Origin of the sequence: Serratia surfactantfaciens, from assembly GCF_001642805.2 — a bacterium.
GTDB lineage: Bacteria > Pseudomonadota > Gammaproteobacteria > Enterobacterales > Enterobacteriaceae > Serratia > Serratia surfactantfaciens.
In genome coordinates this window covers 3,539,568-3,561,707 of sequence record NZ_CP016948.1, presented here as the reverse complement: position 1 = coordinate 3,561,707, position 22,140 = coordinate 3,539,568, and the positions used below count along the sequence as shown (strand labels likewise).

Below are 22,140 nucleotides of genomic sequence, written 5' to 3'. Positions count from 1 at the left end.
AGACCAGCGGGCGGGGGATTTCGATGGTTACACGCGTTCACATTTTTATTTTAGCGTACACGTGTACACTGGAATTATTCTCAGTTAAGCTGCTTTGCGTTAATTTCGCACAAAGCAGGGCATTTTGAGGGGTTGCGCGTTATGGGGAAAACGGACGTAGTGAAAACCGGGGCCGATAAGATCGTCGCCGCGGCTTATCCGTGGGCGGAAGAGATCGCCAACAGCATCAGCCACGGCATCGGGCTGGTGTTCGGTATTGTCGGCCTGGTGTTGCTGCTGGTGCAGGCGGTGAATACCGGCGCCGATGCGACGGCCATCACCAGTTATAGCCTGTATGGCGGCAGCATGATCCTGCTGTTTCTCGCTTCTACGCTGTACCATGCGATTCCGCATCAAAAGGCCAAGCATTGGCTGAAAAAATTTGACCACTGCGCCATTTATCTCCTGATTGCCGGCACTTACACCCCGTTCTTGCTGGTAGGGCTGGATTCGCCGCTGGCGAAGGGCTTGATGGCGGTAATCTGGGGGTTGGCGCTGCTTGGCGTACTGTTCAAGCTGGCCTTCGCCCACCGTTTTGAAGCCCTGTCGCTGGTGACCTACCTGACGATGGGCTGGCTGTCGCTGATCGTGATTTATCAGCTGGTTACGCGGCTGGAGGCCGGCGGCGTCACGCTGCTGGCGATCGGCGGGGTGGTCTATACCCTGGGCGTGATTTTCTACGCTTCCAAGCGCATTCGCTTTGGCCACGCCATCTGGCACGCCTTCGTGCTCGGCGGCAGCGCCTGCCATTTCATGGCGATCTACCTGTACGTCTAAGCGTTGCCGCTACGTCTGAATGCGTATTGCACTGGCGCCTCTTTTGTTTTAAAAAAGAGGCGCTTGCTTCTTTCGGGTATCCAGCAAGCCCGTTCCTTCATTTCTGAGCCCGCATACCGTTTCTCTCACCTCTGTTCAGGACTCACTAAGATGATCGTTCGCTTATCCAAAGCGCTGCTGGTCTGCGCTATCGCCTTGTTCGCTTCGCTGGTGGCCTTCGGCAATATCACCGATTACGGCTCCAACTTCGCCTTCGTGCGCCACGTCTTTATGATGGACACTCTTTTCCCCGACGCCACCATCGGCTACCGCTCGATACAGACACCGTGGCTGCATCACGCCGGCTATATTTTCATCATTACGCTGGAGAGTCTGACCGCGCTGCTGTGCTGGATCGGCGGCCTGCGCCTGCTGGGCGGCCTGAAACTGCCCGCTAACGCTTTCAACGGCCGGAAAAAGCTGGCGGTAATGGGGCTGACGCTGGGCTTCCTCACCTGGCAGGTCGGCTTTATGTCGATTGGGGGAGAGTGGTTCGGCATGTGGATGTCGCAGCAATGGAACGGCGTACCGAGTGCGTTTCACTTCTTCGTCACCATCATCTTGGTGCTGATCTACCTGGTGCAGCGCGATGGGGAGTTGGACGAGTAATTAAGACGGCCGCAGGCAGGGCGCCTGCGGCCGGCGGATTATTTCTCTTCGGCCAGCGAGTAGGGCAACGGTTTGATCGCCAGCTGGCTGGCGGCATCTTCGCGTACCCGCAGCTTGCTGTCGGCATCCAGATCGTTGTTCATCACCACCTGCACCCACAGCGTGCCGTCGGCCAACTGACTCGACGCCAGTACGGTGCCGGTGCGGCGCCAGTTTTCCCCCAGCTGCAGCTCCAGATCTTCCGCCGCCTGCGGGGCGCGGGCGGCTTTACCTTCCAGCCAGTAGAGCGCACGCTTATTGGCGCCGCGGAACTTGGCGCGCGCCACCATCTCCTGACCGGTATAGCAGCCCTTGCTGAAGCTGATGCCTTCCAGCGCCTGCAGGTTGGTGGCCTGTGGGATCAGCTGCGCGCTGTTGGCGGCGTCGATAACCGGATAACCGGCCTCGATCTCCAGCGCCAGCCACTGGCCGCTGTCATTCAGCTCCGCCTGATCGTGCAGTTTGCCGATCAGCTGTTCGGCCACGGCGGGGCGAGTCACCAGCAGAAAACGCTCCGCCGGCGCATTGAAGTGCAGCAGCGTGGTCTCGCCTTCCTGCACCACCGGGTGCTCGGCGCTCGGCAGCGTGGCGAACAGGCCCGCCAGCGCGGCGCGCGCCTGGAAACCGGCGACGCCCAGCAACACCGCGTCATTGTCGGCGGCGATGGTGACTTTGGAGAACACCGCATATTTTTTGATTTCAGCCAGCTGGCTGTCCAGCACGCTGCGGCGCTCCAGATAGGCGAAGCCTTCGCCACGGCGGAACAGACGCAGGTTGCTCCACATTTTGCCCTTGGCGTCGCAGTGGGCGCACAGCACGTGTTGATCGGCCGCCAGCGCGTCGATGTCCGCCGTCACCTGGCCCTGAAGATATTTCACCGTGTCCGGCCCGTTCAGCGTCACCAGCGCCCAATCTTCCAGCGAGATCAGCGTCAGGGGAAGATGGGTGGAAGCGGAGGGCTGACGGGGTGGGAATGGAATGTTATGCGCCATAGTAAGTTCCTGCTCAACGTTTAGCTTACCTGAAGGGTATTGAACCCATGGTAAAAGAGGCGGCGGGCTTTGCAAACTGTTATTCGCGCCGCGGTGCCGGGGGGCGCTTTTTTTGGCATTTTGCGCTTTATTGCGTTTTCCACCTCCAAGCGGCTTCCCGGCGTGTATGTCAAATTGTTACTCTATAGGCTTGCGGCCAGGGCGCCCTTGCAGACAGATCCCCCGGCTGATGGAATTATATTGCGACGGCGTTGCCATACAGTGTGTCATTTGAACCCTGCGCTGGCGCTGCCGCGCTGAAAAGAGGTGAGTCATAACAACATGGATATTAACAACAAAGCACGTATTCACTGGGCTTGCCGCCGTGGCATGCGCGAGCTGGACATCTCCATCATGCCGTTCTTCGAATACGAATACGACAGCCTGAATGACGCGGACAAGGCGTTGTTCATCCGCCTGCTGGAGTGCGACGATCCCGATTTGTTCAACTGGCTGATGAATCATGGCGCGCCGCAGGACAGCGAGCTGCAAAGAATGGTGACCCTGATCCAAACGCGAAATAAAGACCGTGGCCCAGTGGCGATGTGATATCCGTATTTCCTGGCGCACCCAGCTGTTTTCCCTGTTGACCCACGGGGTTCTGATCCTGCTGATCCTGATTTCGCCCTGGCCGGAAGGCTTTGGCCCGCTCTGGCTGGTGTTGCTGACGCTGGTGGTGTTTCAGTGCATTCGCAGCCAGAAGCGCATCGCGGCGGTGCAGGGTGAACTGCGGCTGCTGGCAGACCGGCGCTTCAGCTGGCACGGCCGCGAATGGCAGCTGGCGAAAAAACCCTGGATGCCGGGCTACGGCATGCTGTTGACGCTGCAGCCGATGGAGGGCAAAAAGCGCCGCCGGCTGTGGCTGGCTTCCGACTGCATGGGCAAGGAGGAGTGGCGCCATCTGCGGCAGCTGTTGCTGTATCCTCCGGCGGGTGACGGCGAGGAGCACTGATGAAACCCGTACTCTGGTTGGTGGAAGATGAACCCAGCATTGCCGATACGCTGGTTTACACGCTGGAGAGCGAAGGCTTCGAGGTGCGCTGGTTCGAACGCGCAGAGCCGGCGTTGCAGGCGCTGGCGCAGGGCGCGCCCGCGCTCGCTATCCTCGATGTCGGTTTGCCGGATATCAACGGCTTTGAATTGTGCCGCCGCCTGCTGGCTCAGGCGGCCGATCTGCCGATTCTGTTTCTTACCGCCCGCAGTGATGAAGTGGATCGCCTGATCGGGCTGGAGATCGGTGCCGATGACTATGTCGCCAAACCGTTCTCCCCTCGCGAGGTCAGCGCCCGGGTGCGTACCATTTTGCGCCGCCTGCATAAGCAGCAGCGCCTGCAGCAGAGCGCGCTCTACCATTTCGGCGCTTTCGTCCTCGACGAAGACGCCGCCATCATCTGCTATCACCAGCGGCCGCTGCCGCTGACCCGTTACGAATACCTGCTGCTGAAAACTCTGCTGTTGGCACCCGGACGGGTGTTCTCGCGGCAGCAACTGATGGAAAGCGTCTGGGCGCAGGCGGAAGAAAGTCTGGATCGCACCGTCGATACCCACATCAAAACGCTGCGTGCCAAGCTGCGTGCGGTTGAGCCGGGTGAACCGCCGATCCACACCCACCGGGGATTGGGCTACAGCGTGAGCCGCCAGCCATGAAAATTGGCCTGCGTCTGCTGCTGGGATATTTTCTGATCGTGGCGGTGGCCGGGTATTTCGTGCTGAGCATTTTCGTCCAGGAAGTTAAGCCCGGTGTGCGGCGCGCTACCGAAGGCACGCTGGTGGACACCGCCAACCTGCTGGCGCAAATCGCCCGTCAGGACATGCAGCGCGGCGATGCGGCGCATGGCCAACTGGCGCAGGCGTTTATGCAGCTGAATCAGCGGCCGATCGGCGCCAATATCTCCGGCATCCGCAAGGATCGCAGTGAATACCACGTCTATCTTACCGATGCGCGGGGCAGGGTCATCTTCGATTCCGCCGGCCGCGCGCTGGGGCAGGATTATTCGCGCTGGAATGACGTTTATCGAACGCTGCGCGGCCAGTACGGCGCCCGCAGCACCCGCAGCGATCCACAGGATGAAAACAGTTCGGTGATGTATGTGGCCGCGCCGGTGATAGAACAAGGGCGCATTATCGGTGTGCTCACCGTGGGCAAACCCAACAGCACCATGGCGCCGGTGATCAAACGCAGCGAACGGCGCATTCTGTGGGCCGGCGCATTGCTGCTGGGGATCGCGTTGCTGATCGGGGCGGTATTTGTGTGGTGGATCAACCGCTCGATAGGCCGGCTGGTGCGCTATGCAGACGGGGTGGCGCAGGGGGAAAACGCGCCGCTGCCCAAAGTGGGCGGCAAGGAGCTGACGCAACTGGCGCAGGCGTTGGAGAGCATGCGCCTTAAGCTGGAAGGCAAAGCTTATATCGAACAGTATGCGCATACCCTGACGCATGAGTTGAAAAGCCCGTTGGCGGCGATCAGGGGCGCGGCGGAGCTGTTGCAGGAGCTGCCGCCGCCGGAAACCGCCCGGCGTTTTCTCACCAACATCGAGCAGCAAAGCGCGCGTATCCAGCAGCTGGTGGATAAACTGCTGGTGCAGGCGCGGCTGGAGAGCCGGCCTGAAATGGAGACGGCGCCCATCGCTATCGCGGCGTTGATCGACCAGGCGGTGGCGGGTAAAGAGGCGCAGGCGACGCAGCGCGGCGTCAGGTTGCAACTGGATACGTTGGCGGAGGTGACGCTGAACGGCGATGCGTTGCTGATCAGCCAGGCGCTGACCAACCTGCTGGACAACGCGATCGACTTTACCCCGCCGGGTGGTTGCGTCAGCGTGCGGGGCGAACGGCGGGAACAGCATTACTGCATTAGCGTCTGCGACGACGGCAGCGGCATTCCTGACTATGCGCTCGATAAGGTGTTCGAGCGTTTTTATTCGCTGCCGCGCGCCGAACGCCCGAAAAGCAGCGGGCTGGGCCTGAACTTCGTGCAGGAAGTCGCCCGTCTGCATCATGGCGGCATTCACCTGCGCAACCGCCAGCCGCACGGGGTGGAAGCGACGTTCATGTTATCGCTGTGACTTCACCTTCCCTTCACATAACCACATTCTGATTTCACCTGCGGGTTTTATCGTGACCTCATTACCTACAAGGAGTGAGCATGATGAAATCGGTACTTTTCTGGAAAATAACCACGTTGCTGGGATTGATGTTGGTGATGTTGATTCCCATCGCCCAGCTGATGAGCGTGATCGACGAACGCAGCGGCTATCGGCAAAGCGTGGTCGGGCAGGTGAGCGACAGCACCAGCGGGGCACAGCGCGTGCTCGGCCCGTTGATTGTCATTCCTTATGTCGAACGAGAAGAGAAGAAAGACGAGAAAGGGCAAACGGTGGTGCAGCGGGTGCAGCATTACCGCTATTTGTTGCCGGAGTCGCTTCAGGTGCAGGGGGCGCCGAATGTGGAGGTGCGCAAGCTGGGTATTTATCAGACGCAGGTTTACCAAGGGCCGCTGAACTTCAAGGTGCGTTTCGGTCAGCCGGAGCTGACGGATTTGCAACGCGCCAACGTGACCGTCGGCCAGCCGTTCTTACTGGTAGCGCTGAGCGACTCTCGCGGCATCAAGAGCATTTCTCCGCTGGCAACACCGCAGCCGGTGGCCTTTGAGCCGGGCACCGGTGTGGGATCGTTGCGCCAGGGGATCCACGCACCGCTGACGCTGGCGGCGCTGCAACAAAAAGAGGGACTGAACGCCGATTTCACCCTGACGCTGGCGGGCACCAGCAGCCTGTCGCTGGTGCCGCTGGGGCGCAGCAGCGAACTGCAGTTGCAAAGCAACTGGCCGCATCCGAATTTCCTCGGCAACTTCCTGCCGGACGAACGCAAGGTGACGGAGCAGGGGTTTAGCGCTCGCTGGCGCAGCACCTGGTTTGCCAACAACATCAACAGTGCGTTCTATTACGATGATGGCATTATCGACGAGGATAAGCTGCCGGCCTTCAGCGCCAGCCTGGTCGAACCGGTCGATCACTATCAGCTGACCGAGCGCGCAGTCAAATACGCGCTGCTGTTTATCGGGCTGACGTTTATGGCGTTCTTCCTGTTCGAAACCCTGACCGGGCTGCGAGTGCACCCGATTCAATATCTGTTGGTCGGTGCGGCGCTGGTGCTGTTCTACCTGATTCTGCTGGCCTTTTCCGAACACCTGGGGTTCGCTCTCGCTTACCTGGCGGCCAGCATCGCCTGCAGCGGGCTGATCGCCTTCTATCTGAGCGCCGTACTGCGCGGCAAGTTGCGCGGTGCGCTGTTCGCCGCGAGCTTATTGTTGTTGTACGGCGTGCTCTATTTGCTATTGCAGTCGGAGGACAATGCGTTGGTGCTGGGGGCAGGGCTGCTGTTCGCCATTCTGGCGGGCATCATGCTGCTGACGCGCAAGCTGGACTGGTATCAGGTGGCTGATCCGGCGCGTCTGACAAAGGAAACGCCAGCCAGCGAAGAAGAGCCACGTTTCCGGCTGTGGAAATAAGCGGGGAAATCGGGCGCGTTAAGCGCCCGATAGCGGTTACAGCAGCGGCTCCATTTCCAACAGGATCTGTTCGCACCATTGCTGCAGGCGCTCTTCACTCAGATCGTATTGGTTGACCTCATCGAGCGCCAGGCCGACAAAGTGTTTGCCGTCGGCGCTCAGCGGTTTGGGGCTGGTGAACTCGAAGCCCTCAGTCGGCCAGAAGCCGATGAACTGTACACCCAGCGGCGCGATGTGATCGTGTAGCATGCCCAGCGCGTCGAGGAACCACTCACCGTAACCGAGCTGATCGCCCATGCCGTACATGGCGACGATCTTGCCTTTCAGATCCAGCGCCGGCAGTTGCGGCCAGATCGCTTCCCAATCTTCCTGCAACTCGCCGAAATCCCAGGTTGGGATGCCGAGGATCAGAATGGAATACTCCTCCATCAGCTTGGGCGAGACGTCTTTCAGGTTGTGCAGGTCGACCAGGTCCTCACCCAGAATCTCACGGATTTTTTCCGCCGCCATCTCGGTGTAGCAGGTGCTGGAGCCGTAAAACAGACCAATCTTCATGTGTAAACCGTTACGTTGCTGTTTAGAGAATTGCAGCGAGTATACCTGATTTGCGCCGGCTTAAGGCATAATGGCGCGGGTGGAAATGCAACAAAGAGAGGACCGCGTGCAACAGCAAGACAATGCGCTGATTGAACAATTCCTGGATGCGCTGTGGCTTGAGCGTAATCTGGCGGAAAATACGCTGGCCTCTTACCGGCTGGATTTACAGGCCCTGGGCGCCTGGCTTGGCCAGCAAAACACCACCTTGCTGCAGGCGCAGGCGTTGGATCTGCAGGCGTTTCTCGCCGAGCGGGTGGACGGCGGCTACAAGGCCACCAGTTCCGCGCGCTTGCTGAGCGCCATGCGTCGCCTGTTTCAGTATCTGTACCGCGAAAAACTGCGTGCCGACGATCCCACTGCGCAGCTGGCTTCCCCCAAGCTGCCGCAGCGTTTGCCGAAGGATCTGAGCGAGGCGCAGGTCGATGCGCTGCTGCAGGCGCCCTGCGTCGATCAGCCGCTGGAGCTGCGCGACAAGGCGATGCTCGAAGTGCTGTACGCCACCGGGCTGCGAGTCTCCGAACTGGTGGGGCTGAGCATCAGCGACGTCAGCCTGCGCCAGGGCGTGGTGCGGGTGATCGGCAAGGGCAACAAGGAGCGGCTGGTGCCGCTGGGCGAAGAGGCGGTTTACTGGATCGAAAATTATCTGGAACATGGCCGCCCTTGGCTGGTCAACGGCCAGACGCTGGATGTGCTGTTCCCCAGCACCCGCTGCCAGCAAATGACCCGACAGACGTTCTGGCATCGCATCAAACACTATGCGATCCTTGCAGGCATCGACAGCGAGCGTCTGTCGCCGCACGTGCTGCGGCACGCGTTCGCCACCCATTTGCTGAACCATGGGGCCGATCTCCGTGTCGTACAGATGTTGTTAGGGCACAGCGATCTCTCGACCACGCAAATTTATACTCATGTAGCGACCGAACGACTGAAACAGCTACATCAACAGCATCACCCGCGCGCCTGAGCGGCGGGTTCGAAAGGATTGGAACAATGAAAAAAGGTTTAATGCTGCTTTCTCTGCTGGTGGCTTCGGTGGCCGGCGCCGCCCATGCCGATGACGCAGCGATCAAAAAAGCGCTCGCCGGTCTGGGCATCCAGCAGGCGGACGTGCAGCCTTCGCCGGTCGCCGGCCTGAAAACGGTGCTGACCGACAGCGGCGTACTGTACGCTTCCGAAGACGGCAAGCACATTCTGCAAGGCCCGCTGTTCGACGTCAGCGGCAAAGAGCCGGTCAACGTGACCAATCAGCTGCTGAGCACCAAGCTGGACGCGCTGAAAGATCAGATGATCGTTTACAAGGCGCCGAAAGAAAAACACGTGATCACCGTGTTCACCGACATCACCTGCGGGTACTGCCACAAGCTGCACCAGCAGATGAAAGAGTACAACGATCTGGGCATCACCGTGCGTTACCTGGCGTTCCCGCGCCAGGGGCTGGCCTCCCAGGCTGAAAAAGACATGAAGTCAATCTGGTGCACCGCCGACAAGGCCAAGGCGTTTGACGCCGCCATGAAGGGCGACGCCATCTCCCCGGCGACCTGCAAAACCGACATCAGCAAGCATTACGAGCTGGGCGTGCAGTTCGGCATTCAGGGCACGCCGGCGATCATCCTGGAAAACGGCATGATGATTCCAGGCTATCAGGGGCCGAAAGAGATGGCCGCCATGCTGGACGCGCACCAGGCCGCTACCAAAGCCGGTGGTTAATCGCCGGTGAGTATCAAAACGCAACTACGCCGCCGCCCGGCGGCGGACGACACGCATCTGCCCGCCAGTTTGCCGCCGTTGCTGCGGCGGCTTTACGCCCTGCGCGGCGTGCAGGCTGAGCAAGAACTGGAGCGCGGCGTCAAAGGTATGCTGCCCTGGCAACAGCTGGACGGCATCGACGCCGCGGTCAGCCTGCTGCAACAGGCGCTGGCTGACGGCCGCCGCATCATGGTGGTGGGCGATTTCGACGCCGACGGCGCCACCAGCACTGCGCTGACGGTGTTGGCGCTGCGCAGCATGGGCGGCGCTGCCGTCGACTATCTGGTGCCGAACCGCTTCGAAGACGGTTACGGCCTGAGCCCCGAAGTGGTGGAACAGGCGGCGGCGCGCGGCGCGGAGCTGATCGTCACCGTCGATAACGGCATCTCTTCCCACGCCGGCGTCGACGTGGCGCACGCCAAGGGCATGCAAGTGCTGGTGACCGATCACCACCTGCCGGGCGAGACCCTGCCGGCGGCCGAAGCGATCGTCAATCCCAACCTGCGCGGCTGCGCTTTCCCGTCCAAGTCGTTGGCCGGGGTGGGCGTCGCGTTCTATCTGATGCTGGCGCTGCGCGCCCGCCTGCGGGAGAGCGGCTGGTTCGAGCAGCGCGTCCTGGCGATGCCCAATCTGGCGGAACTGCTGGATCTGGTGGCGCTCGGCACCGTGGCTGACGTGGTACCGCTGGACGCCAACAACCGCATTCTGGTGTATCAGGGGTTAAACCGTATTCGCGCCGGCAAATGCCGCCCAGGCATCCGCGCGCTGCTTGAGGTGGCCAACCGCGACGCCCGCCAACTGGCGGCCAACGATCTCGGTTTCGCCCTCGGCCCGCGCCTCAACGCCGCCGGCAGGCTGGACGACATGTCGATCGGCGTGGCACTGCTGCTGAGCGACGACATTGCTCAGGCGCGTATGCTGGCCAACGATCTCGATGCGTTGAATCAGACGCGCCGCGAGATCGAGCAGGGCATGCAGGTGGAGGCCTTGCAGCTGTGCGATCAGCTGGAGCGCACCAGCACCGAGCTGCCTTACGGGTTGGCGATGTATCACCCGGAATGGCATCAGGGCGTGGTGGGCATCCTCGCTTCGCGTATCAAAGAGCGTTTCCACCGTCCGGTGATCGCGTTCGCGCCGGCGGGCGACGGCATCCTGAAAGGCTCAGGCCGTTCGGTGCCAGGCCTGCACATGCGCGACGCGCTGGAGCGGCTGGATATGCTGAACCCTGGGCTGATGATGAAGTTCGGCGGCCACGCGATGGCGGCCGGGCTGTCGCTGGAAGAAGCCAAATTCGACGAGTTTCGCCAGCGTTTCGGCGAGCTGGTGGGGGAGTGGCTCGATCCGGCGATGCTGGAAGGGGTTATCTGGTCTGACGGCGAACTGGCGATGCAGGAGCTGTCGCTGACGACGGCGGAGCTGCTGCGCGAGGGCGGCCCGTGGGGCCAGGCGTTCCCGGAACCGACCTTCGACGGCAAGTTCCGCATTCTGCAGCAGCGGTTGGTGGGCGAGAAACACCTGAAGCTGATGGTGGAGCCGCTCGGCGGCGGCCCGCTGCTCGACGGCATCGCTTTCAACGTGGACACCACGCTGTGGCCGGACAGCAGCGTGCGCGAAGTGGAATTGGCCTACAAGCTCGACGTCAATGAGTTTCGCGGCAACCGCAACGTGCAGCTGTTGATCCAGCATCTTTGGCCGCGCTGAGGCGAAATTGAACGCAATTCGGGGATTGGGCTCTCCAATCCCCTGCATCCTACCCGATCGCCACAAAAACTGACCAACTCGCTATAAACTGCCGCCCGGATCCGTTAGAATTAGCGGTTCCAATGGCATTCCGCCATCGACGACATCAACGTAAAAGAACGAAACCATGTTTGAAATTAATCCGGTAAAAAACCGAATTCAGGACCTGTCCGAGCGGACTGCGGTTCTTAGGGGGTATCTTTGACTATGATGCCAAGAAGGAACGCCTAGAAGAAGTCAACGCCGAGCTGGAGCAGCCGGACGTTTGGAACGAGCCTGAGCGCGCACAGGCGCTCGGCAAAGAGCGCGCCGCGCTGGAAACCATCGTTGAAACCATCGATCAACTGCAGCAGGGCGGCGAAGACGTCAGCGGGCTGCTGGAACTGGCGGTGGAAGCCGACGATGAAGAGACCTTCAACGAAGCGGTCGCCGAGCTGGATCAACTGATCGCCAAGCTTGAGCTGCTGGAATTCCGTCGCATGTTCTCCGGCGAATACGACAGCGCCGACTGCTACCTGGACATCCAGGCCGGTTCCGGCGGCACCGAGGCGCAAGACTGGGCCAGCATGCTGCTGCGCATGTACCTGCGCTGGGCCGAAGCCAAAGGCTTCAAAACCGAAGTGATCGAAGAGTCCGACGGCGACGTCGCGGGCCTGAAATCGGCCACCATCAAGATCATCGGCGACTACGCGTTCGGCTGGTTGCGCACTGAAACCGGCGTGCACCGCCTGGTGCGCAAGAGCCCGTTCGACTCCGGCGGTCGTCGCCACACCTCGTTCAGTTCGGTGTTCATCTACCCGGAAGTGGACGACGATATCGATATCGATATCAACCCGGCGGATCTGCGCATCGACGTGTACCGCGCCTCCGGTGCGGGCGGTCAGCACGTCAACAAAACCGAATCCGCCGTACGTATTACTCACCTGCCAACCAACATCGTGGTGCAGTGCCAGAACGATCGTTCTCAGCATAAGAACAAGGATCAAGCGTTTAAACAGCTGCGAGCCAAGCTGTACGAGTTTGAGATGCAAAAGAAAAATGCTGATAAACAGGCGATGGAAGACAACAAGTCCGACATCGGCTGGGGCAGCCAAATCCGTTCTTACGTGCTGGATGACTCCCGCATCAAGGATTTGCGCACCAACGTCGAAACGCGTAACACGCAGGCCGTACTGGATGGCGACCTGGATAAATTCATTGAGGCAAGTTTGAAAGCCGGGTTATGAGGAATAGAAATGTCTGAACAACAAGTACAGGGCGCCGATCAGGCGCTGGATCTCAATAACGAACTGCAGTCCCGCCGCGAGAAACTGGCCGGCCTGCGCGAGAACGGCATTGCGTTCCCGAACGACTTCCGTCGCGATTCCACCTCCGACAAACTGCACGCCGCGTACGGCGATAAAGACAACGAAGAGCTGGAAGCGCTGGGCGTAGAAGTGACCGTCGCCGGCCGCATGATGACTCGCCGCATTATGGGCAAGGCGTCCTTCGTTACGCTGCAGGACGTGGGCGGCCGCATTCAGCTGTACGTCGCGCGCGACGACCTGGCTGAAGGCGTGTACAACGACCAGTTCAAGAAGTGGGACCTGGGCGATATCCTCGGCGCGCGCGGCAAACTGTTCAAAACCAAGACCGGCGAACTGTCGATCCACTGCACCGAACTGCGTCTGCTGACCAAAGCGCTGCGCCCGCTGCCGGACAAATTCCACGGCCTGGCGGATCAGGAAACCCGTTACCGTCAACGTTATCTGGATCTGATCGCCAACGAAGAATCGCGCAACACCTTCAAAGTGCGTTCGCAGGTGATGTCCGCTATCCGTAACTTTATGGTGGAACGCGGCTTCATGGAAGTCGAAACCCCGATGATGCAGGTGATCCCGGGCGGCGCGTCCGCGCGTCCATTCATCACGCACCACAATGCGCTGGATATCGACATGTACCTGCGCATCGCGCCGGAACTGTATCTGAAGCGTCTGGTGGTCGGCGGCTTTGAGCGCGTGTTCGAAATCAACCGCAACTTCCGCAACGAAGGCGTTTCTCCGCGTCATAACCCAGAGTTCACCATGATGGAACTCTACATGGCTTACGCGGATTACAAAGACCTGATCGAACTGACCGAGAGCCTGTTCCGCACCCTGACCGAGAAAGTGCTGGGTACCTCTCAGGTGCAGTACGGCGACGAAGTGTTCGATTTCGGCAAGCCGTTCGAGAAGTTGACCATGACCGAGGCGATCAAGAAATACCGTCCGGAAACCGATCTGGCTGATCTGGCCGACATGGGCAAAGCGGTGGCCATCGCCGAATCCATCGGCATCAAGGTTGAGAAGAGCTGGGGTCTGGGCCGCGTCGTGACCGAGATCTTCGAAGAAGTGGCGGAAAGCCATCTGATTCAGCCGACCTTCATCACCGAGTACCCGGCTGAAGTGTCGCCGCTGGCGCGCCGCAACGACGTTAACCCGGAAATCACCGACCGCTTCGAGTTCTTCATCGGCGGCCGTGAAATCGGCAACGGCTTCTCCGAGCTGAACGACGCCGAAGACCAGGCGCAGCGCTTCGCCGACCAGGTGAACGCCAAAGACGCCGGCGACGACGAAGCGATGTTCTACGACGAAGACTACGTCACCGCGCTGGAGCACGGCCTGCCGCCGACTGCCGGCCTGGGCATCGGTATCGACCGCATGGTGATGCTGTTCACCAACAGCCACACCATCCGCGACGTGATTCTGTTCCCGGCGATGCGCCCGCAGAAGTAATCGCGTTTAGCGTGCAACAACCGGTGCAGGCAGCTGCGCCGGTTTTTTTTCGCCCACGGAACTTAACCGCTTAAAACATCGACAGTTACGCACCATCTCCGCTTGCCCGCCGCCGATAACCGGTTATAATGCCTGTCGCACACCGATGCGGGTGTAGTTCAATGGTAGAACGGCAGCTTCCCAAGCTGCATACGAGGGTTCGATTCCCTTCACCCGCTCCAAAATCTCCTTATGTATCATTTCATTAAGTTATAACCACTTTCAGAAAAGACGATTTCTCACCGAGCCGCATTACCGTTTGGGTATCGAGTTGGCTTGTGATCATCTCACCCCCTGGTCCTGCGTTTTGGCGCGATAAACAACGCGCCACCCAAGCCTGACGCGGGTGTGAGCCGCCGTCGCTGCCCACACCGCGCTATTGCCGCTTAACTCCACTTCTGTTTAGCCCCTGATGGCAGGCGGTCGTCGGTTTCTCCGCCGGCGCGATCGCACTCTTTCGGCAGCAGGAAGGTGATGGTGCCTGCCAGCAGCAGCGATACGGCCAGCGCGCAAACCGCGACATTCTGCCCATACAGATAAATCATGACGCCCACCAGATAGGGGCCGCAGAACCCACCGAGATTGCCCAGCCCGTTGATCACCCCGCGTGCGCTGCCGGCGACTTCTGCCGACGCAATGCGCCCGGGAATGGACCAGAATGGACTGGTTGCCGCTTTAAGGAAGAAGCCGCATACCACCAGCGCGATATAAGCGGCCACCACATGCTCATGCAGAATTACCGAGGCCACCAGCGCCGCCGCAAAACAGTACAGGGAGATCCTCACCCATAAACGGCGTTTACCGCTGCGATCGCTGAACAGCGAAATCACATAAATCCCCGCCAGAGTGGCAATAAACGGCAGGATCGCCAGCACGCCAACATTAGCCATGCTGCCGCCGGTCAGGTTCTTCAAGATGGTGGGCAGCCACAACGTATAACCATAGTCACCGGTTTGGTAGAAGAAATTCAGCACGACCAGGCGCATCAATCCTTTGTTACGGAACACGGCTTTGAGCGGCGCTTTGGCCGCCGGCGCCATCCCTTCTCGCGCTTTGCGCTCCCGGGCCAGCTCGGTCAATAGGTATTCGCGTTCCTTGGCCGGTAGCCAACGCGCTTCTTCCGGGCGGTCACTGATCACCAGCCACCAAATGGTCAACACCACGATCGACAATAAGCCTTCGATAATGAACAGCCAGCGCCAGTCGAGGGCGGCAATAATCGCGCCGGAAACCGGGGCGGTCAGCATCCCTCCCAATGGCGCAAACATCATGACAAAGGCATTGGCCCGGCCCAGTTCTTTTTCCGGGAACCAATTGCTTACCATGGTCAGCACCACCGGCAACATCCCACCTTCGGAGACTCCGAGAATAAAACGCAGCGCGAGCAACTGATATTCATGGGTGACAAACCCGGTAGCGATAGAGACAATCGCCCAGGCCACGAGCGACCAGGCAATAAAACGTTTGCCGCTACCGTAAACCGCCAGCCGTCCGCCGGGAATCTGCAGAAATAAATAACCAATAAAAAAGATACCGCTGGCCACGCCAGCCATCTGGCTGGTAATGCCTAAATCCTGTTCCATGCCGCCCGGCAGAGCAAAGCTGATATTAACGCGATCCATAAATGAAATAATGCAGGTGATAAGGATCGGCGCGATAACCCGCAGCCAGCGAGTTCCTGGTATTTTATCGGTCATAGTAACGCCTCGATGATATCCGCCACGATAAGCGGATATTTTGTTAGGCTGAATAAAAATGATGGTTCGCCATTCAGGCGATCATTTTTATTGAATTAAGCCAGGAATATCCTGATGGGAAAAATAACCAGCCAGATTATCCAAAACGGATTGGCTCATTCCCTGGCGGGTTTCTACGGTAGCGCTGGCCACGTGGGGCTGAAGCAGAACATTCTCGAGAGCCAAGAGCGCCGCCGGTACATGGGGTTCGTTTTCAAATACGTCCAGAGCGGCCCCGGCGATAACATGATTTTGTAACGCCGTTATCAGCGCCGGTTCATCGACCAGGCTGCCGCGGGCGATATTGATAAGCCAGGCGCGATCGGGCATGGCGGCAAATACGCTAGCATCAATAATCCCGCGGTTCTCCGCACTGCCAGACGCTGCGATCACCAGAAAATCACTCTGTGCTGCGAGCGCATGCAGATCGGCGCACCACTGATAGTCCAGGCCGCCTTTGCGCTGGCGATCGGTATACAGGACGGTCATATCAAAGCCTTTGGCTCGTCGGGCGATGGCTTGGCCGATGTTCCCCATGCCAAAAATGCCGATGCGTTTGCCGCTCACTTTGGTCGCCAGCGGTGGCGGCGTCGTTTCCCAGCGGCCTTCACGCACAAAGCGGTCCCCTTGGCACAGGCGGCGGCTGGCGGACAGCAGCAGCCCCATCGCCAGATCGGCCACATCATCGGTCAGCACGCCGGCGGTGATCCCGACGTGGATATCACGCTCCCGGGTGTAGTTGAGATCGATAGCGTCTGTGCCCACCCCAAAGACGGCAATCATGCCGGCCTGCGGCAGCTGTTCCAGCATCTCTCGGGTGACCCCCACATCGCCACGGGTGACCACCGCCCGAACCTCTGCGCCATGGCGAGCCAAAAAGGCCGAAATGTCAGATTGTTCATAGAGACGGAATACCCGGTAACTGGCGTCCAACGCGATCTGTAAAGCGTCCATGACCGGCGCGATAAGTAAAACGGTAGGTTGAGTGTCAGTATGCATGGTTGCGATCCTGTCTGAAAACAAAATGGGATATCCTGTATCAGACGTTTTTTTACCGCTTGTTTTTGCGATCTGCATCACGCCAAAGAGTGTTAAAAAACCGTGTTACTGCTGGCGTGATCTGGTGTGCAATTTCATTATTTCTGTCAGTTATTATCAGGGGGAATAAGCACATTATGCCGGTGGCCGGGTCAGTGAAACCTATCAACCCTGTTGGAATCGGTGAATATCCAGCGATTATCTGCTGTGGATCACAGGATAAGTAACGCCGTTTCGTAACATGCCATTAAGTGATTTTTGTCATGGTTTTAAGCGGCGAAAAGCCGTGAGATAGGCCGGCGTTTATTCCGTCATGTCAAAGACGATCCCGCAGCGGCTCAGACTGCCGGCGGAAAACCTCCCTCATCCACCACCTGAATAATGGTGCACGAGCGTTATTTCAGATGTCGCACAAGGGCACGCCCCTCTCGTAAATACGGCTAACGTTTGGCATTTAAATATTGCGTCGGGTCGAATCCATTCACGACATAAATTACGCCGAGTTATTTTCCGGGTAATTCGTCGCGCGTTTTTATTATGTCATTAATGCACCGTGAGTTTATCGTCGGTGCAAAAAACGGCAACGCCATAACACCTTGATCTTTTAATGCTATTCCTCATTTAGATGCCATTTTTCATTTTGGTTTGCATGCATTCTGATACATATTAAAAAAAACTATACAAAAACATAATTATTTTGGAGCTAACTATGTCGTTGCAAACCGTGCTTACCCGCAGGGAGGCGCTGGCAAAAATGGTGGGCGTAATCGTCACCGCCAGCCTGTTACCTTATTCAAATATCACCTATGCGGAACGGGCTCAGATTGCCGCTTCGCCCATTGAATACGCGCAATTTTTGCAAATTTCGAGGAAAATTACGGCGTTTGACGATCTGGACGTCACGCTCTCCGCCCGCTATTTTTCTGCACTGCGCGAGCATTTTCCGCAGCTGAACCCACAGCTCAACGCCCTGTTCATCCTGAGCCAACAAACCACAGATGCGGAAGCCTTTAACCGAAAGGCGATCGAGCAGGGGCAGAGTGAGCTGATCCAGGCAATTGTGACCGCGTGGTATACCGGAACCGTAGATCCTTCAAACGCCGAACATGGCCAGCTGATCGCTTATAAAGAGGCGCTGATGTACCGCACGGTGCAGGATGCTTTGATTGTGCCGACCTGGTGTAATTTTGGCCCCCTGTGGTGGACCGGCCTGCCGCCGGGCGTGACCCGCCAACCCGCTATTCCCGCAACAGATTTGCCTGCCTTATTTGCCGAAAAAGATAAGGAGCCCGCGTGAAAAGCCCAATCATAAATGCTGCCGGCGATGCTGAAGCCGATGTCGTCATTGTCGGTTCCGGCATCGTGGGCGGCCTGATGGCGGATACTTTGGTGAGCCAGGGATATTCGGTGCTGGTGCTTGAAGCCGGCCCGCGCATTGAGCGCGCTCAGGCGGTGGAAAACTGGCGCAATATGCCGCTGCACAACCGTGCGGGGTCGGACTTCCAGGGACTTTACCCTCAATCGGAGTACGCCACCGCACCGCTCTATTTCCCGGAAAACGACTATATCAAGCTGACCGGCCCCAATGGATCTGGTTTTAAGCAGGGCTACTTGCGCGTGGTGGGGGGAACCACCTGGCATTGGGCCGCCTCCTGCTGGCGCAATCACCCCAATGACTTTCGCATGAAATCCCTCTACGGCGTAGGGCGAGACTGGCCGATTTCCTACCAAGAAATCGAACCGTGGTACGCCAAAGCCGAAGAGGAGATCGGCGTTGCCGGCCCGAACAACCCGGAGTGGCAGTCCCCTGCGGAACGCAGTGGGCCTTACCCGATGGACATGGTGCCCTGGGCCTACGGCGACCGGCGTATCGCGGAGATTGTAAATCCTCACGGTTTCAAATCGGTGCCCATTCCGCAAGGTCGCAGCACTCGGCCCTGGAATGGGCGGCCCACCTGCTGCGGTAACAACAACTGCCAACCGATCTGTCCGATCGGAGCGATGTACAACGGCATTCACCACGTTGAACGGGCCGAACACAAAGGGGCGAAGGTGATCCCCGAAGCGGTGGTGTACAAAATCGACACCGACGACAATAACCGCGTCACTGCCGTCCATTGGTACGACACCACACACAGCTCTCATCGGGCGATCGGCAAAGCGTTCGTTCTGGCCTGCAATGGGATTGAAAACCCGCGCCTGCTGCTGCTGGCGGCCAACGAAAAGAACCCGAACGGCATCGCGAACAGCTCGGATCAGGTGGGGCGCAACATGATGGACCACTCCGGCCTGCACTGTTCCTTCCTGGCGCGTGAGCCTCTGTGGGTTGGCCGCGGTCCGGCGCAGAGCAGCTGCATGGTGGGGTATCGCGACGGCGCCTTCCGCAGCGACCATTCCGCCAACAAGATCATCATCAATAACATCAATCGGGTTATCCCATCCGCCCTGGAGGTGCTGAAAACGGGCAAGGTCGGCAAGGTGCTGCAGGAGGAAGTGCGCGACCGCGCCAGCCGCTCGGTGGATCTCTCCATCAGCCTGGAACCGCTGCCGGATCCGAATAACCGCCTAACGCTGAGCCCAACCCGCAAAGACAAACATGGCCTGGCTTGCCCGGATATCCACTACGACGTCGGCGACTACGTGCGCAAAGGGCTGGAAGTGGTCAAAACTCAGCTGCGCCAGATCGGCGACTTGTTTGATGCGCAAGAGTTTGTGATTAACGACAAGCTGAATGCCAACAACCACATTATGGGCGGCACGATCATGGGCAGCGATCCCAGCAACTCGGTGGTGGACGGTAACTGCCGCGCTCACGATCATGACAACCTTTGGATCCCGGGCGGAGGCGCGATGGTTTCGGCCAGCGTCGTCAACACCACGTTGACGATGGCGGCGCTTGGGCTTAAGGCGGCCAATGACGTACTGCGCGCCCTGGAGAGCAAATGAATAAAGTAACCCACTCGTTGGCGGCGGCGCTGCTGCTGGGATGCGGCCTCGCGGCGCACGCTCGGGACGGCGATCTGATCGCTAAAGGGCAGGCGCTGGCTATCGCCTCGGACTGCATGGCCTGTCATACGAATGCGCAGCAGCAGGGCAAACCTTTTGCCGGGGGATATGGCATCGCTTCCCCGATGGGCACCATCTACGCCACCAATATTACCCCATCGGTGAAATACGGCATCGGTGGCTATTCCGAAGCTGAGTTTGCCGACGTGCTGCGATCCGGGATCCGCAAAGATGGCTCGCATCTCTACCCGGCAATGCCTTACACCGCCTACACCCGTCTGAGTGATGACGAGATCCATGCGCTGTATACCTACTTTATGCATGGCGTCGCCCCGGTCGATGAACCGGCCGAGCACTACACCGATCTGCCGTTCCCGTTCAATATCCGTCTCTCCATGGCGGTGTGGAATATGCTCTATTTGGACAATCGGCGCTACGTCGCGGATCCGACAAAGGATGACGCATGGAACGAAGGGGCCGCGCTGGTGCAGGGCCCGGCTCACTGCGGAACCTGCCATACGCCGCGTAATGTGCTGATGGCGGAAGACAACTCGCGTTTCCTGATGGGGGCTTCGCTGGGCGCCTGGTACGCGCCAAATATCACCGCCGATCGTCAGGAGGGCATCGGCAGCTGGAGCGAGCAGGAGTTGATGGACTATCTGAAAACCGGCCGGGTGGAAGGGCGCGCGCAAGCGGCGGGGCCGATGGCCGAGGCCGTTGAGCACAGCTTCCAATACCTTACCGACCGGCAGCTGCGGGCGATAGCGATTTACCTGAAGAGCGTGCCTGCGCAGGGCGACGATCGTCAGAGCGCCAGTCTTAGCCTGGCGCACTACAACGTCGAGCGCAACCTGCGCGGCGTGAACTCGCCCAACGCCAACCACACGCTCAATAGCGGCGAGGTGCTTTACAGCGGTTACTGCGCCAGTTGCCATCAGCCGGACGGCAGCGGCAGCCTTAACCAGGCCTACCCATCGCTGTTCAATAACTCCACCACGGCAGCGAGCAACCCGTCAAATTTGATAGCCGTTATTCTGCAGGGGGTCGATCGCCGGGTTGACGGTAAGCATGTGTTGATGCCGAGCTTTGGGGCCGGTTCTTACATCGGCGAGCTGACGGATAAGCAGGTTGCCGATATTGCGAACTTCGTGCTGCAGAAATACGGCAACAGTAGGCTGAGCGTGACCGAGGCCGACGTGAGTGAAGTGCGCGCCGGGGGGCCGAAACCGCTGTTGGCACGCGCGCAGCCGATGATTCTGCCGGGCATGGCCGGCGGCGCGATAGTCGTCATCCTGCTGATACTATTTTGGCTCCGTCGCCGTAAGGCGCGTTAAGGGGAGGGAACGGCCAGGTGGGCGACGCCGCCTGGCTGAAGTTGAACGGCGCAAGGCGGGCTTTTCCGCAGACGAAACCGGCAGGGCAAGCTATATCGTCTCCCCCATCGACAGGCGATAGTGGAGATCGACGTGCTCAATGGTCGGCAGCCCTTTGATTTTCTTTATGATGATCTCTGTCGCCACTTTCCCCATTTCATACCGTGGCGTCAGTACGCTGGCCAGTTTGGGAGTAATGACCTGCCCGATCTCAAGACCGTGAAATCCGGCAATGGCGATTTGCGCGGGGACGCGGATGCCGTTTGCCAGGCACTCCTGCAGCACCCCCACGGCCAGATCGTCATTGGTGCAGAGAATACCGTCCATATCCGGGTACATTTGGCTCGCGAGCGTCATCATGCCTGTCCCGATCGAAATGGAAGAGACCTTATTGGGGGAAATGCGCCCGGTAGGCAAATCCTGATTCGCCATCGCCTGGCAGTATCCCGCATAGCGCTGTTCATCGCGGATATCAGACATTGAACCAAAATAGATAATGCGCTTTTTACCGCTAGCCAGCAGCATGGTGGTCATGTCATAGCCGGCTTTGACATTGTCAAAACCCACGTTAATTCGATCTGCGTTGCCCGATAGCCCCATAATTTCGGCAACGGGTATCTTCGCCGCCCGCAGGAATTTTTCCGCCCGCAGGCTATGGACCGACTCGGTCAGCAGCAGCCCTTTGATCTTAAAAGCCAGAATGGCGGCAATTTGCTCCTCTTCACGTTTGCTGTTGTAGTCATAATTGACCACCAGCGTCTGATAGCCCTGCACAGACGACACAGATTCAATGCCCGCAAGCACGTCAGCAAAGATCAGATTGTTAAAGGAAGGGACCAGAACGCCGATCAGGGGAGGGCTGTTGGCAGAGAGGGTCGGGTTGTCAGGATCGGCCTGATAGCCGACGTCCTCGATCACGCTGGCAATGCGCGCCGCCGTTTCTGGTTTCACCCTCTCCGGCGTGCGCAGATAGCGACTGACCGTCATTTTGGTGACACCCGCCAGTACAGCTATGTCATTTAACGTAATTCGCTGCGACTTCACCATTGATTCTCATCTGACCCAGACCAT

At 59.0% G+C, this 22,140-nt stretch carries 20 protein-coding genes and 1 tRNA gene; 16 read left to right on the top strand and 5 right to left on the bottom strand.

Features of this window, described 5'->3' with window-relative positions; translation table 11 throughout:
• The first annotated feature begins 141 nt into the window (after positions 1-141).
• The gene (gene trhA, locus ATE40_RS16750; protein WP_063917971.1) at positions 142-816 is read left to right on the top strand and encodes a PAQR family membrane homeostasis protein TrhA; all 675 of its coding nucleotides are present in this window, start codon (positions 142-144) and stop codon (positions 814-816) included.
• Positions 817-966: 150 nt separating this feature from the next.
• Positions 967-1,464 carry a DUF2165 family protein gene (locus tag ATE40_RS16745; protein ID WP_063917970.1) on the top strand — a complete coding sequence of 166 codons (498 nt, stop codon included), beginning with the start codon at positions 967-969 and terminating at the stop codon, positions 1,462-1,464.
• A gap of 38 nt (positions 1,465-1,502) precedes the next feature.
• Here ATE40_RS16745 and ygfZ read toward each other — a convergent pair whose 3' ends face one another.
• Positions 1,503-2,495 carry a tRNA-modifying protein YgfZ gene (ygfZ, locus tag ATE40_RS16740; RefSeq protein WP_063917969.1) on the bottom strand — a complete coding sequence of 331 codons (993 nt, stop codon included), beginning with the start codon at positions 2,493-2,495 and terminating at the stop codon, positions 1,503-1,505.
• 321 nt (positions 2,496-2,816) lie between these two features.
• Here ygfZ and sdhE point away from each other — a divergent pair, with 321 nt between their 5' ends.
• From sdhE to creD, 5 genes are all read left to right on the top strand, one after another.
• Positions 2,817-3,083, top strand: coding sequence for an FAD assembly factor SdhE (sdhE, locus tag ATE40_RS16735; protein WP_019455657.1), 267 nt, complete (start codon positions 2,817-2,819; stop codon positions 3,081-3,083).
• Complete coding sequence (locus ATE40_RS16730) at positions 3,064-3,486, top strand: protein YgfX (protein ID WP_019455658.1); 423 nt, start codon at positions 3,064-3,066, stop codon at positions 3,484-3,486. The genes sdhE and ATE40_RS16730 overlap by 20 nt, the downstream gene beginning before the upstream one ends.
• Complete coding sequence (gene creB / locus ATE40_RS16725; protein WP_019455659.1) at positions 3,486-4,181, top strand: two-component system response regulator CreB; 696 nt, start codon at positions 3,486-3,488, stop codon at positions 4,179-4,181. The genes ATE40_RS16730 and creB overlap by 1 nt, the downstream gene beginning before the upstream one ends.
• Complete coding sequence (creC, locus tag ATE40_RS16720; RefSeq protein ID WP_063917968.1) at positions 4,178-5,596, top strand: two-component system sensor histidine kinase CreC; 1,419 nt, start codon at positions 4,178-4,180, stop codon at positions 5,594-5,596. The genes creB and creC overlap by 4 nt, the downstream gene beginning before the upstream one ends.
• An 80-nt stretch (positions 5,597-5,676) precedes the next feature.
• Positions 5,677-7,041 (top strand): cell envelope integrity protein CreD, encoded by a 1,365-nt coding sequence (gene creD / locus ATE40_RS16715; RefSeq protein WP_019455661.1) that lies wholly within the window; start codon positions 5,677-5,679, stop codon positions 7,039-7,041.
• 36 nt (positions 7,042-7,077) lie between these two features.
• Here the strand turns inward: creD and fldB are convergent, their stop codons facing one another.
• Positions 7,078-7,596, bottom strand: a complete 519-nt coding sequence (fldB, locus tag ATE40_RS16710; RefSeq protein WP_019455662.1) for a flavodoxin FldB — start codon at positions 7,594-7,596, stop codon at positions 7,078-7,080.
• An 85-nt stretch (positions 7,597-7,681) separates the two neighbouring features.
• On the opposite strand from fldB, the gene xerD reads away from it, so the two are divergent.
• From xerD to ATE40_RS16680, 6 genes are all read left to right on the top strand, one after another.
• Positions 7,682-8,602: a site-specific tyrosine recombinase XerD gene (xerD, locus tag ATE40_RS16705; protein ID WP_154747450.1), complete on the top strand. Its 921-nt coding sequence runs from the start codon at positions 7,682-7,684 to the stop codon at positions 8,600-8,602.
• Between the two features lie 26 nt (positions 8,603-8,628).
• Positions 8,629-9,345 carry a bifunctional protein-disulfide isomerase/oxidoreductase DsbC gene (gene dsbC, locus ATE40_RS16700; RefSeq protein ID WP_063917967.1) on the top strand — a complete coding sequence of 239 codons (717 nt, stop codon included), beginning with the start codon at positions 8,629-8,631 and terminating at the stop codon, positions 9,343-9,345.
• Between the two features lie 6 nt (positions 9,346-9,351).
• A complete protein-coding gene (recJ, locus tag ATE40_RS16695; protein WP_019455665.1) occupies positions 9,352-11,085 on the top strand; it encodes a single-stranded-DNA-specific exonuclease RecJ in 1,734 nt (577 codons plus the stop codon).
• Between the two features lie 166 nt (positions 11,086-11,251).
• A protein-coding gene (gene prfB / locus ATE40_RS16690; RefSeq protein ID WP_100219139.1) for a peptide chain release factor 2 occupies positions 11,252-12,350 on the top strand; the annotation gives its coding sequence in 2 pieces (ribosomal slippage) (positions 11,252-11,326 and positions 11,328-12,350; 1,098 coding nt in all).
• A 9-nt stretch (positions 12,351-12,359) separates the two neighbouring features.
• Positions 12,360-13,877, top strand: coding sequence for a lysine--tRNA ligase (gene lysS / locus ATE40_RS16685; RefSeq protein ID WP_019455668.1), 1,518 nt, complete (start codon positions 12,360-12,362; stop codon positions 13,875-13,877).
• 147 nt (positions 13,878-14,024) lie between these two features.
• Positions 14,025-14,098 (top strand) — tRNA-Gly (locus ATE40_RS16680).
• A 204-nt stretch (positions 14,099-14,302) separates the two neighbouring features.
• Here ATE40_RS16680 and ATE40_RS16675 read toward each other — a convergent pair.
• Complete coding sequence (locus tag ATE40_RS16675) at positions 14,303-15,613, bottom strand: MFS transporter (protein ID WP_019455669.1); 1,311 nt, start codon at positions 15,611-15,613, stop codon at positions 14,303-14,305.
• An 87-nt stretch (positions 15,614-15,700) separates the two neighbouring features.
• Entirely contained in the window at positions 15,701-16,651 is a 951-nt protein-coding gene (locus ATE40_RS16670; protein ID WP_063917966.1) for a 2-hydroxyacid dehydrogenase, read from the bottom strand.
• A 748-nt stretch (positions 16,652-17,399) separates the two neighbouring features.
• Here ATE40_RS16670 and ATE40_RS16665 point away from each other — a divergent pair.
• The 3 genes from ATE40_RS16665 to ATE40_RS16655 are packed head-to-tail and all read left to right on the top strand — an operon-like array spanning position 17,400 to position 21,030.
• On the top strand, positions 17,400-17,987 hold the full coding sequence (locus tag ATE40_RS16665; RefSeq protein WP_019455671.1) for a sugar dehydrogenase complex small subunit: 588 nt from the start codon (positions 17,400-17,402) through the stop codon (positions 17,985-17,987).
• Positions 17,984-19,636: a GMC family oxidoreductase gene (locus ATE40_RS16660; RefSeq protein ID WP_063917965.1), complete on the top strand. Its 1,653-nt coding sequence runs from the start codon at positions 17,984-17,986 to the stop codon at positions 19,634-19,636. The genes ATE40_RS16665 and ATE40_RS16660 overlap by 4 nt, the downstream gene beginning before the upstream one ends.
• Entirely contained in the window at positions 19,633-21,030 is a 1,398-nt protein-coding gene (locus tag ATE40_RS16655; protein ID WP_063917964.1) for a c-type cytochrome, read from the top strand. The genes ATE40_RS16660 and ATE40_RS16655 overlap by 4 nt, the downstream gene beginning before the upstream one ends.
• 90 nt (positions 21,031-21,120) lie before the next feature.
• On the opposite strand, the gene ATE40_RS16650 is transcribed toward ATE40_RS16655, so the two are convergent.
• Positions 21,121-22,113, bottom strand: coding sequence for a LacI family DNA-binding transcriptional regulator (locus ATE40_RS16650; protein WP_025160221.1), 993 nt, complete (start codon positions 22,111-22,113; stop codon positions 21,121-21,123).
• Positions 22,114-22,140: the final 27 nt, after the last annotated feature.